Source organism: Pseudomonas sp. ZL2, from assembly GCF_054788455.1.
On record NZ_JBGOGX010000002.1, the window covers coordinates 413,092 to 428,958 of the forward strand.

The 15,867-nt window shown below is 61.4% G+C and carries 17 protein-coding genes; all 17 read left to right on the forward strand.

From position 1 onward, the window contains the following. Positions 1-7: 7 nt before the first annotated feature. Complete coding sequence (locus ABM562_RS03310) at positions 8-1,210, forward strand: phage major capsid protein (protein WP_460420818.1); 1,203 nt, start codon at positions 8-10, stop codon at positions 1,208-1,210. Positions 1,211-1,250: 40 nt separating this feature from the next. Continuing rightward, positions 1,251-1,532, forward strand: a complete 282-nt coding sequence (locus ABM562_RS03315) for a HeH/LEM domain-containing protein (RefSeq protein ID WP_460420820.1) — start codon at positions 1,251-1,253, stop codon at positions 1,530-1,532. Next, entirely contained in the window at positions 1,525-1,842 is a 318-nt protein-coding gene (locus tag ABM562_RS03320) for a head-tail connector protein (RefSeq protein ID WP_460420821.1), read from the forward strand. Before ABM562_RS03315 ends, ABM562_RS03320 begins: the two co-directional genes overlap by 8 nt. After that, complete coding sequence (locus ABM562_RS03325) at positions 1,839-2,159, forward strand: phage head closure protein (RefSeq protein ID WP_460420822.1); 321 nt, start codon at positions 1,839-1,841, stop codon at positions 2,157-2,159. Before ABM562_RS03320 ends, ABM562_RS03325 begins: the two co-directional genes overlap by 4 nt. Positions 2,160-2,169: 10 nt before the next feature. Then, positions 2,170-2,340: a hypothetical protein gene (locus ABM562_RS03330; protein ID WP_460420823.1), complete on the forward strand. Its 171-nt coding sequence runs from the start codon at positions 2,170-2,172 to the stop codon at positions 2,338-2,340. Between the two features lie 3 nt (positions 2,341-2,343). Continuing rightward, positions 2,344-2,916 carry an HK97-gp10 family putative phage morphogenesis protein gene (locus tag ABM562_RS03335; RefSeq protein ID WP_460420824.1) on the forward strand — a complete coding sequence of 191 codons (573 nt, stop codon included), beginning with the start codon at positions 2,344-2,346 and terminating at the stop codon, positions 2,914-2,916. Next, positions 2,909-3,295 carry a DUF3168 domain-containing protein gene (locus ABM562_RS03340; protein ID WP_460420825.1) on the forward strand — a complete coding sequence of 129 codons (387 nt, stop codon included), beginning with the start codon at positions 2,909-2,911 and terminating at the stop codon, positions 3,293-3,295. The genes ABM562_RS03335 and ABM562_RS03340 overlap by 8 nt, the downstream gene beginning before the upstream one ends. A gap of 55 nt (positions 3,296-3,350) precedes the next feature. Further along, a complete protein-coding gene (locus tag ABM562_RS03345; protein WP_460420826.1) occupies positions 3,351-3,851 on the forward strand; it encodes a hypothetical protein in 501 nt (166 codons plus the stop codon). A gap of 39 nt (positions 3,852-3,890) precedes the next feature. Next, positions 3,891-4,220: a hypothetical protein gene (locus ABM562_RS03350; protein WP_460420827.1), complete on the forward strand. Its 330-nt coding sequence runs from the start codon at positions 3,891-3,893 to the stop codon at positions 4,218-4,220. Positions 4,221-4,509: 289 nt separating this feature from the next. After that, positions 4,510-5,028: a hypothetical protein gene (locus ABM562_RS03355; protein WP_460420828.1), complete on the forward strand. Its 519-nt coding sequence runs from the start codon at positions 4,510-4,512 to the stop codon at positions 5,026-5,028. Between the two features lie 58 nt (positions 5,029-5,086). Further along, on the forward strand, positions 5,087-8,491 hold the full coding sequence (locus ABM562_RS03360; protein ID WP_460420829.1) for a phage tail tape measure protein: 3,405 nt from the start codon (positions 5,087-5,089) through the stop codon (positions 8,489-8,491). Continuing rightward, positions 8,488-8,838, forward strand: a complete 351-nt coding sequence (locus ABM562_RS03365) for a phage tail protein (RefSeq protein ID WP_460420830.1) — start codon at positions 8,488-8,490, stop codon at positions 8,836-8,838. Before ABM562_RS03360 ends, ABM562_RS03365 begins: the two co-directional genes overlap by 4 nt. A 37-nt stretch (positions 8,839-8,875) precedes the next feature. Further along, positions 8,876-9,577 carry a phage minor tail protein L gene (locus ABM562_RS03370; RefSeq protein WP_460420832.1) on the forward strand — a complete coding sequence of 234 codons (702 nt, stop codon included), beginning with the start codon at positions 8,876-8,878 and terminating at the stop codon, positions 9,575-9,577. Between the two features lie 3 nt (positions 9,578-9,580). Further along, on the forward strand, positions 9,581-10,363 hold the full coding sequence (locus ABM562_RS03375) for a C40 family peptidase (RefSeq protein WP_460420834.1): 783 nt from the start codon (positions 9,581-9,583) through the stop codon (positions 10,361-10,363). Further along, a complete protein-coding gene (locus ABM562_RS03380) occupies positions 10,360-10,944 on the forward strand; it encodes a tail assembly protein (RefSeq protein WP_460420836.1) in 585 nt (194 codons plus the stop codon). Before ABM562_RS03375 ends, ABM562_RS03380 begins: the two co-directional genes overlap by 4 nt. Before the next feature lie 54 nt (positions 10,945-10,998). After that, positions 10,999-14,808: a TipJ family phage tail tip protein gene (locus tag ABM562_RS03385; protein ID WP_460420838.1), complete on the forward strand. Its 3,810-nt coding sequence runs from the start codon at positions 10,999-11,001 to the stop codon at positions 14,806-14,808. After that, entirely contained in the window at positions 14,808-15,866 is a 1,059-nt protein-coding gene (locus tag ABM562_RS03390; protein ID WP_460420839.1) for a hypothetical protein, read from the forward strand. The genes ABM562_RS03385 and ABM562_RS03390 overlap by 1 nt, the downstream gene beginning before the upstream one ends. The last annotated feature ends 1 nt before the right edge of the window (position 15,867 follow it).

A 15,867-nucleotide genomic window follows, 5' to 3' on the forward strand; every position in this document is an offset into this window, starting at 1 on the left:
GCCTCTCATGGCTGTTGAAGAAAAAGACATCAAAGAAGTTGCCGATGCCCTGGGCAAGAAGTTCGACGAGTTCAAGGAAAAAAACGACAAGCGCATCGACGGCCTGGAGGCTGAGAAAGGCAAGCTGTCGGGTCAGGTCGAAACCCTGAACGAGAAGTTGACCGAGCTCGACGAGTTGAAGTCGGCGCTGGAAAAGGAACTGGCCGACCTTAAGCGTCCCGACGGCACGGGCACCAAGGCTGCCAGCGAGCACAAGACCGCGTTCATGCAGTTCGTCCGCAAGGGCATCGATACCGGCCTGGGCGACCTCCAGGCGAAAGCCTTGCAGATCGGTAACGATGCCGATGGCGGCTACGCGGTGCCGGAAGAACTGGACCGCAGCATCATTGAGCTGCTGAAAGACACTTCGCCGATGCGCCAGGTGTGCAACCAGATCACCGTCGGCTCGCCGGACTACAAGCGTCTGGTAAGCCTGGGCGGCGCCGGCTCTGGCTGGGTAGGTGAAACTGATGCCCGCCCGGCGACTGGCAACCCGACTCTCGGTCAGATCTCGGCGTTCATGGGTGAGATCTACGCCAACCCGCAAGCTACTCAGGCCAGCCTTGACGACATCTTCTTCGATGCCGAGGGTTGGCTGAACAGCGAAGTGTCGCGTGAATTCTCCGAGAAGGAGGGGAGCGCGTTTACCAGCGGCAACGGCATGAACAAGCCGAAGGGCTACCTGGCCTACGAACTGGTCACTGACGGCGACAAAACCCGCGCCTTCGGCAAGCTCCAGAAGCTGATTTCTGGCACCGCCGGCGGCTTCACCGGTGACAACCTGATCGACCTGATCCATTCCCTGAAGGCGGGCTATCGCGCCAATGGTCGTTTCATGATGACCAACCTGACCCTGGCCTACGTCCGCAAGTTGAAGGACAGCGAAGGCAACTACCTGTGGCGCCCGGGCCTGGAACTGGGCCAGCCATCGACGCTGCTGAGCTACGGAATCACCGAGAACGAAGACATGCCTGACGTCGCCGCCGATGCCAACGCGATCTCGTTCGGCGACTTCAAGCGCGGCTACACCATCGTTGACCGCATCGGCACCCGTGTTCTGCGTGACCCCTACACCAACAAGCCTTTCGTGGGCTTCTACACCACCAAGCGCGTCGGCGGCATGCTCGTCGACTCCCAGGCGATCAAGGTTCTCACCCTGAGCGCGGCCTGATTGTGTGGGCGCCTACGGGCGCCCATCGACTGGAGGATTTATGCCGATTATTTCCGTAGAGAAGCCGTTCAAGTTTGCCGAGGGTGGCAACGAGGTCGTAGAGATCCCGGCTGGCGAGCACGACGTTTCCGATCGCTGTGCTCTGGTGGCTGTCGAGCATTTGCAGGTGGCCACCTATCTCGATGGGCGGAGCTCCAACGAAGCCGACCCACTCAAGATGAAAGTGCCAGAGCTGAAGGAATGGCTGACCGCCAACAAAATTGACTTCGAGCCTGGCGCGAAGAAGGAAGAGTTGCAGGCGCTGGTGCCGAAAAATGATTGACCTTGCGATCGTGAAAGCGCATCTGCGGGTTGATGGTGATGAAGAAGACGACTTGATTCAGGGCTACACGGACGCAGCCCTGAGCGCCTTCGAGCTCTGGACCAATCGCACGCTGATCGATGAGGATGCCACGTTGCCTGACCCGGTCGGCAATGCCTTGAAAATAACCAAGGCCATTCGGCAGGGCGCCCTTCTGTTGATCGGGCACTGGTACGCAAGTCGCGAAACTGTCGTTATCGGAACGATCACCGCCGAGCTTCCCATGGCCACCAACGCCCTGTGGAAGCCACATCGCTGGGTGAACATATGAGGGCCGGTCCGCTGAAGCACCGGTGCGTGGTGACGAAGCCGCATCGGCAGAAGAACGCGTCCGGCGGCGCCGACGAAACCTGGCTGGATGCCGGCAAGGCCTGGGCGGAAATCACCATGCCAACCGGCCGCGTCAGCCCGGTCGCCGAGCAGCTGCAGGCGGTGATCAGTGCGGAAATCCGCATCAGGCCCAGGGCAGACATCGTTGCTGGCTGGCGCCTGGCCTACCGTGGCGTCACCTACAAGGTCGAGGCTGCATTACTGGACAATGACCGCACGATGCAGCGCCTGCTGTGTTCCACCGTTCCCAACCCATGAGGTATACCCAATGAAGATTCGAGCACTGGGCCCGCTCTCCGGCGCTGTCGGCGAGCGGGAGAAGGGCGAGACTTTTGATGTATCCATCGAAGTCGGAAAGGGGCTGATTGCCCGCGGCTACGCCGAGGAGGTCCCCGCTAAACCTGCCGCCCCAGCCAAGGCTGATTCGGCGAAGGAGTAGGTCATGGCCCGTCGCTCCAGGATGTCCGGAGACTTCAAGCTTCGGCGCACACTGCGCAACATCCACACCATGATGGATAACGAGCTCAAGCCTGCCATGCAGAGCGGCGCGGACCAGATACTGCAGACAATGCGCAACCTAGTGCCGAAAGACACTGGTGCAGCAGCCGCAGCTCTGGAGGCGTTCGTCTCGGCGAGTGGCCTGGATGCGCAGATTGGGTTGCGCGGCAAGCGTAATAACCGGCGCTTCTTCTATCTGCGCTTTGTCGAGTACGGCACCAAGGGATATAGCGGCAAGCTCTACCATCGGAGTGACGCCGATGCTGTATCAGGCTCACACACCACCAACCGCGATCGCTCGCAACTGAGCGGCAAGAACCGCCTCGGACGGCGCGACACGAAGAACAAGAGCGACGGCACCACCTTCTTCGGTAAGTACCCGGATATCCCGGCCAGGCCTGCCCACCCGTGGCTGCGGCCGGCGATGGACGTAAACCGGGACGTAGTCCTGGCTGACATTGCCGAGGCAGTACGCAGGACGTTGCGCAAGGCCAGCGAAGGAGTCACCGATGGCTGATCCATCCGTCGCACTCCAGGAGGCGCTGTTCGCGCGCCTGGAGGCAGAGGTAAGTTGCCCGATCTTCGACGGGGCGCCGATGAACACGGCAAAGCCCTATGTCTCTATCGATCGGGAAATCTCCACGAACATTCGCCCCCTCGCGGGCCGCAAGCGTGAGCAGCGCCTGATCTATCTCTCGGTGTGGTCCGATGCCATCGGCCAAGCCGAGGTCAAGCGCATCAATGGCGAGGTAGTCGCCGCCCTCGACGAGCGCCGCCTGCCGCTGACGGTAGGGCGGGCTGTTTCCGTCCGGGTCGAACAAGCCGACTCCCAGCGCGATGCTGACGGCGTGACATACCAGGGTTCGGTCACGGTTCGCGTGATCACCACCCACTGAATTCAACACCGGCCGCGCCGCGGCTTTTATCCAATGTGCCTTTGGAGGAACCCCCATGGCCGAAGACAACCTCAACACAGCCGCCGGCTGCCGAATTGCGCTCGGCGGCAAGACCGGTGCTGATACCGAAACCGAGTACAAGGCTGATACCTACATCGAGCTTGGCGAGGTCGAAGACCTTGGCGAGTTCGGCGATACCTTCAGCAGCGTCACCTTCACCTCGCTGCGCGATGGCCGCGTGCGCAAGTACAAAGGCACCGCCGATGCTGGCGATCTGACCGTGACTGTCGGCCTGGACAACGGCGACGCCGGGCAGGTAGCACTGAAGGGTGCACACAAGGACCGCAGCAAGGGCGATTACAACATCAAGATCACCTTGAACGATGGCGACCCTGATGCCAGCCCGGTCGTCAATCCGACCACGTTCTACTTCCGCGGCAAGGTGATGAACAACACCGTAGCTGCTGGCAGCGCCGACAACGTCGTACGCCGCAACGTCACCATCGGGATCAACTCCGACATCATCGAACTGATCCCGGCGCCGGTCACCCCATAATGCCCGGGGCTTCGGCCCCGGTTTCACAGGAAGCGATCCATGAACAAGACTTTGCACGGCTCCGTCACCGTGAAGGTGGGCGAAGAGTCGTTCGAACTGGTGCCTACCCTTAAGGCAGTGCGCGCCATCGAAGCCCGCTTTGGTGGCCTGCGCGGTGCGTCGCAGGTGATCACTGCCCTGAGCGTGGATGGCGTCGCGATCATCATCGCCGCCGGTGCGGGCTTGGAAGGCAAGGCTGCCGAGGCCATTCCGGAGAAGGTCTGGCAGGCCGGTGTTCTCAAAGTATCCACCCAGGTAAATGCCTACCTGGTCTCGCTGTACAACCCTCGGGGTGCCGACAAGGGAAACGTGGAAGCCGGGAAGGCGTAAGCGTCGTCGAAGACGGCAGCTACGTTGACCGGCTGTTCGCGATCGCCACGGGTTGGCTTGGCTGGTCGCCCAAGGCTGCTTGGCGCACACCGCTTCCTGAGCTATTTCTGGCTCTGGATGCCCGGATTGAATGGGTGCAGATGACCAACCCCTTCGGCAGTGGGAAGGCTGCAGGGTCCAAGGACAAACCCAAAGCCTCGACCGTGGCGGACAAGCTGCGGCAAGCGCTGACTGGGCGCAAGGCTGTATGACGTCTGATATTCTTCGACGTTTACGCTGGAGGTCAGGGATGCGCAAGTCTGTTAAATGGTCAGTAGCGGCCGGTTGCTTGTTGTTGACAGCTATTCTGGTCGCGCCGGTATTTGTACCGCCTCAGCGATTCCTTGCTGTTGCTGTGGCCAGAAACTGCATTGGCTTAGTTGAGAGAGCACTGTCAAATCGTGACGGCATTAGTATCGTGAGCGTATCCGTTACACCGGGCGATGACGATAAAAGTAGAACAAAGGAGCTACCGCGTATCATAGAGAGCCTTGTCGAAAAGGGGCGGATTACTCTTTTGCACCCAGAGGTTCTTGTGGATTTCGATTTTCGTATGGGGAATCACAAGGCGCTTTGTTCCTATGATGCCACTCACTGGGTGAAGGACGGCCGATATACAGGGGTTTCCCTTGAGTATGCTCAGATTGACCTGCAAGAAATTTCCGATATTCAACTTGTAATGAATGGCTTTTTTGATGTTGGATACTTCAAAAAGCTAACCTTGCTTATGCCGATAATTGGAGTTGAGCAGAAGTATTACTTGGAATAATCGATTGGTTTTATATTTGAGCCCGCTTAAGCGGGCTTTTTAATGCCTGGAGATAAGCATGGCAGACACCGACATCCAGGGGATGCTGGTCCGCATCGAGGCTACTACTGCACAGCTTCGCGCCGAGATGGCTCGCGCCGATTCGTCTGTTGCACAGGCTTCGGGAAAGATCGACAAAAGCCTGGAGCGAATTGATGACGGTTTTGATCGTGTTGGCGAGAGCGCTCAAACCGCAGGTGCCTTGATTCGAAATGCCATGGGGCTTGCCGCGGGAGTTGTGTCAGTCAAGTCAGTCATTGATGCCGCTGACTCCTACTCGCAAATGTCTGATCGGATAGGGCTTGCGACCAGCAGTTTCGGCGAATACAACCTGGTGCAAGAGCGTCTGCTCGAAACAGCCAAGCGTACCTATCGCCCGCTGAGCGAAGCGCAAGAGCTCTACATCGGGACCGCTGACAGCCTGAAGTCCATGGGCAAGAACACCAGCCAGGCGCTGGATGTGATGGATAGCTTCAGTTTTCTGTTGGTGACGAACTCGGCGAGTGCCGACAAAGCTTCGTCTGCCATCGACGCCTACTCAAAAGCCCTGCAGACTGGCAAGGTAGATGGAGATAGCTGGCAATCCATTCTGTCAGCCATGCCCACGGTGGTGGAAACACTCGCCAAGGCCACAGGAAAGAGTGCAGAAGAGATACGAGTCTTGGGCGCCGAAGGCAAGCTCAGCCTCGATGTTCTCACCGAAGGCTTGCAAAAGTCTGCCGAAGCCAACGGTAAGTTGGCCGACAGCATGGGCGTTGCAGTTCGTGACGCCATGCAGAACCTGAGCAATGCCTTCTCCGTCTACATTGGCCAGGCTAACGAGGCGGCGGACTTCACCGGGACGCTCGCCAAGGGCATTTCGATTGTTGGTGATAACTTCGGTGACTTGGCAGATATTGCTCTGATAGCCGCGATTGCGGCGCTCACAAAGTACGGAGCGACTGCTGCGGGTGCAGGTGCGACCGCAGTGTACTCAGCGCTGAAGGATAGTGCGGCGCGCAAAGCTCAAGCGGCTTCGGTGTTGCTGGCCGCTCAAGCTGAACAGCGAAAAGCTCAGACTACGGTCTTCCTGGCGGAAAAGGAGGCGATTGCAGCAAGAGGTACGGCAGTACAAACGCAATTGTCGCTGCAGCTCGCTGAGGCCAGGATGGTGGAGGCGCGCGCGACGGCTGCCGTTGGTGTGGCGCAGGATGCAGTCAAAGGCGCCAGCTTCAGCCTTCTGGGGCTTCTTGGCGGCCCAGCTGGAATTATCGCGCTTGTGGTCGGTGCCGCCACCGCATTCCTGACGCTGAGAGACAACACCAGCTTTCTCGAAAAAAAGCTGGGCGACCTTGCCGACCCTGTCGACAAATTGGCTGAGCGGTTTGAAAAGCTTAATCGTGCAACCCAGTCCGTCACACTGCGCGAGCTCAAGGAGGCTATCCAGGACACCCAGGAGGATCTTGCAGGCGCAGCAGGCGCGATTGCGTTTGAGTTTCAGGCAAGTCTGACTAACGCCGGGCTCGCTGGCGCTTCTGGCTTCATGGGTGGTATCGCTCCATTGCCTGCTGAGTTTCAGTCAGCAATGGATCTGGTAAACAAAACCGTCGCGGAGGCATCTCAAGGGCAACAGGTCGACTGGAAGAATCTCGCAGACCAGGTTAGGCAAATACCTGGTGTGACCGAAGAGATGGCTCAAGCGATAGAGGAAGGTCAGATTAAGGTATCTGACCTGAGCGAAACTCTTGAAAAACAGCGCGCCACTCTCGCGAGACTGACGGAGCAAACCGATCTACATAGTGATGCGCTTGGCAGGAACAAGGCCGAGCAGGCAGCTGCTGAGAAAGAAGGCCAGAAGTACCTCGATCAACTTCTTAAGCAGCTTGCGACCGCTCAGGACAAAACTAGTCTAGATGCAGCCAACCGGTACATAGCAGAGAACACCCTGCTCACCGAAGGGCAAGTAGTCGCCATCCGCTCTGCTGCAGCAGCTCGTGACGCGCAGAAGAAGGCCGACGACGAGGCAGCAAAGGCAGCTCGCAAGAACAACTCCGATGGCGAGTCTGCCGCCAAGAAGCAGCTCAAAGACTTTGAGTCAGCCGAGGAAGGCTACAAGCGCCAGATCGAGCTGATCAACACTACGGGCGACAAGCAGAAGGACGCCACCGAGGTGGCCAAGCTTTCGTTTGAGCTGCAGGAAGGAAAACTCGGCAAGCTCACTGAGGCGCAGAAGAAGCGGCTGCTGGGCATGGCCGCCGAGCTCGACTCGCTGAACAAGCTGAAGAAAGCCAACGAAGATGCGCTGAAGCTGGAGTCGTTCAAGGCGTCGCTGGCGGTTGGCACCAAGACCGATGTTGATGGTTACTCGCAGGAACTGGCCGGGATCGGCATGGGTGAGAAAGCCCGTGACCGGATGCGCGCCGACCTGGCCGTCCGGCAGAAGTACGCCGCTGACGTGGCCGCGCTCAATGAGCAGCGCAACACAGGACAGATCAGCCCGGAGCTCTACGCGAGCGAGACGCAAGCGTTACAGGATGCTTATAACCAGCGCCTGATTGCCCTGCAGTTCTATTACGAAAAGGTCGATGAAGCAGAGTCGAACTGGCTGAGCGGCGCCCAAGACGCCTGGCAGAACTATGTCGATTACGCACAGGACTACGCCGCCCAGGCTGCGGACTTCGTAAGCGGCTCATTGGGGTCGGCTACCAGCGAGCTCGGCGGGGCCTTCAACGACATCATCACCGAGTCGAAGGATGCCGACGATGCGGTGGCGGATGCAGCTGCTGGCATGGCTAAGTCTATGGTCAGAGCCCTTTCGGATATGGCTGCCCAGTGGCTGATCTACCAGGGGGTGCAAGCCCTTGTCGGCAAGGGTGCGCAATCGGTGGCGAGCTTGGGCATGGTGGCGAACGCGCAAGCAATGTCCTTCCAGGCTCAACTGGCGGCCTACGCATCTACTGCAGCTATTCCGCTGGTAGGCCCGGCTGCGGCACCAGCAGCTGCCGCAGCAGCGGCTGCCGCCACCGCGCCAATGGTTGCAGCGGTTTCAACAACCTCGGCAATGGCTGGCGCCGGCTTCATGGATGGTGGCTACACCGGCCACGGTCGTCGCGATGAAGTGGCGGGGCCGGTGCACCGTGGCGAGTACGTGTTCGACGCTGAAGCGACTGCGCGGATTGGTGTCGGTAACCTTGAGGCCTTGAGTGATGGACGTATCGGCATGGTCGGAAGCAACGGGGCGGCAGTTGGTGCGAATGCTGCTGCGGCAGGAGGCCCACCTCAGATCAACATCAATGCGCCCATCAACGTGCAGGCCCAGCCCGGCATGAGCGATGACGCCGCTCGACGCCAAGGCGAGGCCATGGGCGAGGGGTTGCGGCAGACAATCCGCGAAGTGGTCAACGAAGAGTTCAGCCAGGGCGGCTCTATGTGGAGACGGCAATGACGGAAACCTTCAGCTTCGACGTAGAGGCCGAGGCCGATGGCGACATCAACCAGCGCACCTGGGAGAACGACTTCGGCGATGGCTATGTGCAGTCTGGCGGCACAGGCATCAACACAAAGTCGCAATCCTGGGGTGCGTCCCACACGGGTTTGCTCGAGCAGGGGGAGGAGGCCCTGGCCATCCGCGATTTTCTCGACCGCCACGAAGGTTACAAGACATTCTTCTGGACGCCCCCTGGGGGGGCGCAGGGCCGGTACCGCGTCAAAGGCTACAAGCTCAGGACCCGAGGTGACCCCAATCTGGTAACGATCAGCTGGACCTTCGACCAGCGATTCACTCCCTACTGACCCCGCCCTGTGCGGGGTTTCTTCTTTCTGAGGCCCCATGAACTTCAACACCGACATTCAAAAGCTCGAGCCGGGTAACCAGATCCGGCTGTTCGAGGTGGACGCCACGCGCCTGGGTGGCAACCTGATGCGCTTCCACGGCCACGCCCAGGAAGGCGAAATCATCTGGCAGGGCAACCTGTACTCGCCGCAACAGCTCGACGCCAAGGGCTTCGATATCCGCGGCGATGGCAGGCCGGCCAGCCCGACGCTGCAGCTGGCCAACGAGATTGCTGGCGTGCGCGGCGCGGTCACCGCGCTCTGCCTGCACCTGAAGGACCTGGCCGGCGCGAAGGTGAAGGTGATCGAAACTTTTCGGCACTTCCTGGACGCGGCCAACTTTCCCGACGGCAACCCTGACGCCTCGAACCAGGCCCGGGAGAACCTCTGGTACATCGAGCAGAAGACCGACGAAGACCGCGAGCAGGTGACGTTCCAGCTCTCCAGTCCGCTGGACCTGGGCGGCCAGATGCTGCCCAGCCAGCAGATCACCAAGCTCTGCCGCTGGGCCTGCCGTGGGCAGTACCGGCAGGAGGCCTGCGCCTATACCGGGTCGGCCATGTTCACCAAGAAGGACGAGCCCACCGACAACCCGGCGCTCGATCGTTGCGGCGGCCGCTGGAAAAGCTGCAAGGCCCGGGGCAATACCCGGCGCTTTGGCGGCTCCATGGGCGCCAGTCTCATTGCCAGTTCGAGGTAACCCGTGCGCATCAACCAACAGCTGCAGGCCGCGATCCGCGAGCATGCCGAGCGCGAGCACCCGGCCGAGGCCTGCGGTGTACTGATCAAAACCGACCAGGGCCGCGAATACGTGCCGTGCCGGAACCTGGCCAGGACGCCGCGCGACCACTTCTCTCTGCACCACGAGGACCTGGCCCAGGCCGAGGACCGCGGGGAACTGCTGGCGATCATCCACAGCCACCCGGACGCCGCACCGACGCCAAGCATGGCCGACCGTGTCAGTTGCGAGTTGCACGAGGTGCCCTGGGGCATTGTGGGCTGGCCCGGCGGCGATATGGAGTGGTTCAAGCCTTCGGGTTACCAGGCTCCGCTGCTGGGCCGCGAGTTCGCCCATGGCCTGCTCGATTGCTGGGGCGCCTGCCGCGATTGGTACGCCCGTGAGGCTGGCCTGCAGCTGCCGAACTTCGAGCGCCAGGATCTGTGGTGGGAAGACCCGGACGGGGCAAGCCTCTATGAGGACAATTTTACTGGCGCTGGCTTCTACCAGGTCGACACGCCCAAGCGCGGCGACATGCTGGTGTTCATGGTTCCGTCCCCGGGCAGGCCGTGTTACCACCCGAACCATGCGGCCATCTACCTGGGCGACGAGCCGGCGCTGCTCAGCGAGGACGCGCCGACACTGGGCGGGAGCGGCCCATTCATCTACCACCACATGGCCGGCCGCTCTTCCTCCCGCGACATCTACGGTTGGTCGATGGCCAACCGCTGCCGGCTGGTGCTGCGCCACAAGGACTATCGCCCATGAAACGGACCATCAAGCTTTACGGGGTGCTGCGCAAGAATTTCGGCCGTGAGTACATCCTCGACGTGCACAGCGTGCGTGACGCGATCGGGGCGCTCTGCGCGATGGTGCCGGGCTTCGAGAAGTTCATCACCACCGGCGAGGAGCGAGGCCTGGTGTTCACGGTGTTCTCGGACACGCGCAACCTGGACAACCAGGAGCTCGACCTGGTGGGCGACGACAACGGCGTTATCCGCATCGCGCCGATCATTCAGGGCAGCAAGCAGGCCGGCCTGTTCCAGGTCGTGCTGGGCGCGGTGTTAGTGGTGGCGGGTTTCTTCTCCGGTGGCACGACGACCGGCCCTGGCCTGGCCCTGCTGGCCGGTGGTGGCGCCCTGGCCCTGGGCGGGGTGGTGCAGATGCTGTCACCGACAGCCAAGACCGGCAGCCTCGACCGCAACGAGGACGGCAACAACCCTTCGTATGGCTTCGGCTCGGCGGTGACCACCATCGCCCAGGGCAACCCGTACCCGGTGCTGTACGGCGAGCGCGAGATCGGCGGCGCCGCCGAGTCGGGCGGCATCTACACGCAAGACCAGCTTTGACGGCTGGCAATTCCTGACCCGCTTCGGCGGGTTTTTTTGTTTCTGGAGGGACGCATGGGTGCAGCAGTGAAGCGCAAGCCGCGGCGGGCAGCGAGCAGCCGCCGGCGGGTAGTCGGCAGCAAGGGCGGTCAGAAGAAGCAGAAACAACCCAGCATCGCCTCGAACAGCGTGCCGTCGATCTCCACGGCGCGGATTGTCTATCTGTGGAGCTGGGGCCCCATCGTCGGCCCAGTGAACGGGCTGCGCTCGGTCAAGCTCGCCGGCACGCCGATCATGGCCGAGGATGGCACCCTCAACTACCCCGGCGTTAAGTGGCAGTTTCGCGCGGGCGAGCTGGACCAGGAGCGCCTGGCGGGTATCAGTGAGTCGAGCAACGAGATCGATGTCGACCAGGAGCTGAGAAGCACCACCCCGTGGCTGCATTCGATCACCAGCTCCATGGTCGATGCCGTGCGCCTGCGCTTCAGCTGGCCGCAACTGCAGTCGCAAGATGCCAGCGGCAACATCAATGGCGTGCGCATCGAGTACGCCGTTGATGTCTCGACCGATGGCGGCCCCTACCTGCAGGTGCTGGCCTCTGAAGTCGACCGCAAGAACATCACCAAGTACGAGCGCTCCCACCGCATCGAGTTGCCGGCCGGTAGCCGCTGGTCCATTCGTGCCCGGCGCCTGACGCCTGAGGCCAACAGCTCACTGGTGCAGGATGGCATGGTGGTGGAGGCCATCGCCGAAGTCGTCGACAGCGACCAGGAGTACCCGCTGACGGCGGTCGGCTGCCTCGAGTACGACGCCCAGCAGTTCGGTGGCGATATCGCCAAGGTGGCGGTGCTGATGCGCGGCCGCATTATCCGCGTGCCGATGAACTATGACCCGGCAACCCGGACCTATGCCACGGCGGGCCCCGGTACCAGCAATGGGGTTTGGGATGGCACCTTCAAGGAGGCCTACACCAACAACCCGGCGTGGATCTTCTACGACCTGGCCCTGCATCCGTACTACGGCCTTGGCGAGAGCGTCGATGCCAGCATGATCAACCGTTGGTCCCTGTACCGTATTGCCCAGTACTGCGATCAGTTGGTGCCGGACGGCAAGGGCGGCCAGGAGCCGCGCTTCACCTGCAACCTGTACCTGCAGAAGCAGGCCGCGGCCTGGGCGGTGCTGCAGGACCTGGCCGCGATCTTTCACGGGCTGGCCTTCTGGGATGGAAGCCAGATCGTCGTCAACGCCGACATGCCGCAGGATTCAGCCTACACCTACACTGGCGCCCAGATCCTGGGTGACGGCGCCATCAAGTACACCGGCAGCAAATGGCGCGACCGGCACAGCCTGGCCATGGTCTCGTTCGACGATCCCGCTCAGGGCTTCGATACCGACAAGGAGCCCGTGTTCGACGAGGACGCCATGGCCGACTACGGTGTGCGCGAAACCTCGGTCGAAGCTGTGGGCTGCACGTCTCGCGGCCAGGCCCAGCGCGCCGGCCAATGGGCGCTGCTGACCGAGCAACTGCAGGTGCGCGGTGCAACCATGCGCGTCGGCCTTGATGGCTACATTCCAAAGCCGGGCAAGGTGATCTCTGTCGCAGATTCGATGCTGGCCGGCCGAGCCAATGGCGGGCGAATTGCTGCTGTTGCTGGCCGGGTCATTACCCTGGATCGCGATGCTGAGGTGCCTACCGGCGCGCGCCTGCAGGTCAACCTGCCCAGCGGCAAGGCCGAGGCCCGCCAGATCCGCTCGGTGTCTGGCCGGCAGGTCACAGTGATGGCCGACTACAGCGAGGTGCCAGAGGCGGAATGCGGCTGGGCGCTGGACTATGACGACCTGAAACTGATGCAGTTCTACGTGCGCAACGTCACACGGCCGGAGTGGCACCAGTTCCAGCTGGAGTTGATCCAGCACGAGCCGAGCAAGTTCGACGCCATCGACTACGGCACCGTGATCGATGACCGTCCGATCAGCGTGCTGCCGCCTGGCGTGCAGGCCGCGCCGGCGCGCGTGCTGATCACCAGTCACAGCTCCGTAGAGCAGGGCATGGCCGTTACCACCATGGTCATCGGTTGGGACGCAGCGCCCGGGGCGGTGGCCTATGACGTGGAATGGCGCTGGGGCGCCCGGGATTGGATCAAGCTGCCGCGTACCGGCGAACTGTCGGCTGACGTGCGCGGCGTGTATGCCGGTCAGTACCTGGCCCGCGTGCGCGCCGTCAGCGCCATGGATGTGGCATCGATGCCGACCAACTCGGTGCTTACCGATGTCGCAGGCAAGACCACGCCGCCGCCGGCGGTCACCAAACTGGAGGCGACCCCGCTGGTCTACGGCATCAAGCTGGCCTGGGGCTTCCCTGCTGGCGTCGAAGACACCCAGCGCACGGAGATCTGGTACAGCAAAACCACCTCGCGGGACGATGCGACCAAGCTGGGCGATTTCGCCTATCCGCAGGCTGAGCACGAGATGCACGGCCTGGCTGCCGGTGTGTCGTTCTTCTTCTGGGCTCGGCTGATCGATCGTACCGGCAACATCGGCCCGTGGTTTCCGGCTGGCGTCGGCATCAACGGCCAATCCAGCACCGACCAGAGTGCGTATGAGGAGTACTTCAAGGACAAGATCGGCAATGGCGCGCTGTATCCGGAGCTGCGTGAGGAGATCGAGAAGATCTCGGGCGATGGTCCGGGGTCGATCAACGAGCGCTTTGATCAGCTGCGCGAAGAGATCGACAGCATCGTCGACGCGCTCGAGTACAACCCTGAGGGCGCCTACCTGGCCGGCGATAGCGTCAGGCAGGGCCAGCGCCTGTATCAGGCCAAGGTTGACGTGCCGGCTGCACCTGATGGGGAGAATGCCCCGCCGAATGCGAACTACTGGATCGATGTCGGTCAGGGGGTTCAGGAAGCCGGGGCCACCGCAGCGCAAGTTGAGCGCAACAGAGCGAAGATTGCCATCCATGACGATGAGATCACTGCTGTGGCGGAGCGGGTGGCCGCAGTCAAAACCGCAATTGAAGATCCTGATTCGGGATTGGCCGCGACAGCGTCAGGCTTGAATTCACTGACCGGCACGGTGCAGTCAATTGACGGTCGGGTGACCGCCAACACCGAAAGCCTGAACGCTGTTATCGCCGAGGTTGAGGACCCTGTAACCGGGGTGACAGCAACCGCATCGGGCCTCAGCTCGCTGAAGGGCACGGTCGATACCATCGGCGGCAAGGTCACTGCTACCGCCGAGAAGCTGGACGGTGTCTATGCCCAGGTCAACCCTGACCTGGCCGGCACCGAAGAAGGCTTCGCCGGATCGCAGCAGGCCTTTGTTGGTGTCTGGTCGGAGCAATCCGCCCGGATCGAGGATGGCGTGGCCACCGGCCGGCGTATAGATGCAGTCCAGGTGCAGCAGGGTGAAACCAGTGCACTGGTCCAGCAGGTGAGCGAGGCAGTGGTTGATATCGACGGCCGCGTGTCGGCGCAAACCACAATCAAGGCGCAGACCACGCTGAACGGAAAGACCGTGATGGCCGGGCTTGCCCTGGGCAGTGACGGCGAAACCTCCGAGATCCTGGCGTTTGCTCAGCGCTTCGCCATCGTCGACGAGGCGAGCGGTCAGATGATGCTGCCCTTCGTTGTACAGAACGGCCAGGTGTTCATCAACCAGGCGATCATCAACACGGCGTTCATCAAGGAGATCGTCGCCGGCATGAGCATCCGTTCGGCTGCAGTGAACTCGCAGGGGCTGCCACTGTTGGAGATCAACTTCGAGGCCGGCACCTTCGTGCTTCGCGGCCAGGACGCCAATGGCCAGACGATCATCAATAACGGCGGTATCTACACGTACGACGTGAACGGTGTCGAGAGGACGGCAATAGGGAGGATGACCTGATGGCTGCTCAATATGGGATGCGAACGCGGGATGCTGCGGGGGTGGTTACGCTCGACACGTCAATCACCCCGATTCGTTCGCTGAAGATGATGACGGTAACTGGCGACGGCAGCTTCGATCAGTACATCTCGATTCCAGAGATTCAAGCGCAGTCCTTCGTCGTCGTCGACACTCTCGCGGACCAGGGGGAGTTCACCTATTCCCCTGCCGCCTGGTATTCGACGGGAACCTTGCAGCTGAGGCAGCCGCTCACCAATACCTGGCAGGTGATGATTCTTTCCCAAGGGGGCGAGCCTTTCGCCGCTCTTGGGTCATACGGAATCAGGACGAGAAACAACGCCATCCGAACGCAGATCGATGCTGTGAACCGAGCATTAACCGTTCGCTACAGCGGTAGTTTCCAGTTCGGCCAGCAGTGGTCGCCGGGCCAGCAGGCGCAGGTAATTCAGTGGGCGGACATCAACTTCCCTGCTGCTATTACCACCTACGAAAGGCCGCTGATCTTCTTGAATGCGGCCGACTACATGATGGTCGGCAACTTCTCGGTCAAGGGCAGCCCGGGCAACTGGACCGGCTTCAGGTTGAAGGCCTGGATGAACCCGATTCACGGAGACGCCTGGCTCCAGTTCATGACGATCAAGTGGTTCTGCTCGAGCTACATGGTCGACAGCTCGCCTGCTGGGGATTACGGCATCTCCGTGAGGGACGCGAACGGTATTCGGCTCTTCGTGACCTCAGCAAACCTCACCTCCCTGAACAGTCAACCTGCAACCAGCTCGTTCGTGCAGGCCGGCCCGCCGATCTCCGGTTCTGGCAGCTACTCGCCAAGCCAGCAGATGCCCTGGACGGGGAGCTACGACGACTATGTCTTGGCGAATGCGTTGTTCTCCTGCACGAACATCGCCCAAACCGCGCAACCGATAAGGGCGAACTTCGGCGGCTTCTGGCCTGGTAACCGCGGGATGCTGCAGATGTACGCGAGCAACGGCTCGGGAATCAACCCGCTCACCGCTAACGGCCGCACCTTGTTTGCCGCGCGCCCTATGCGCCCAATTTAAA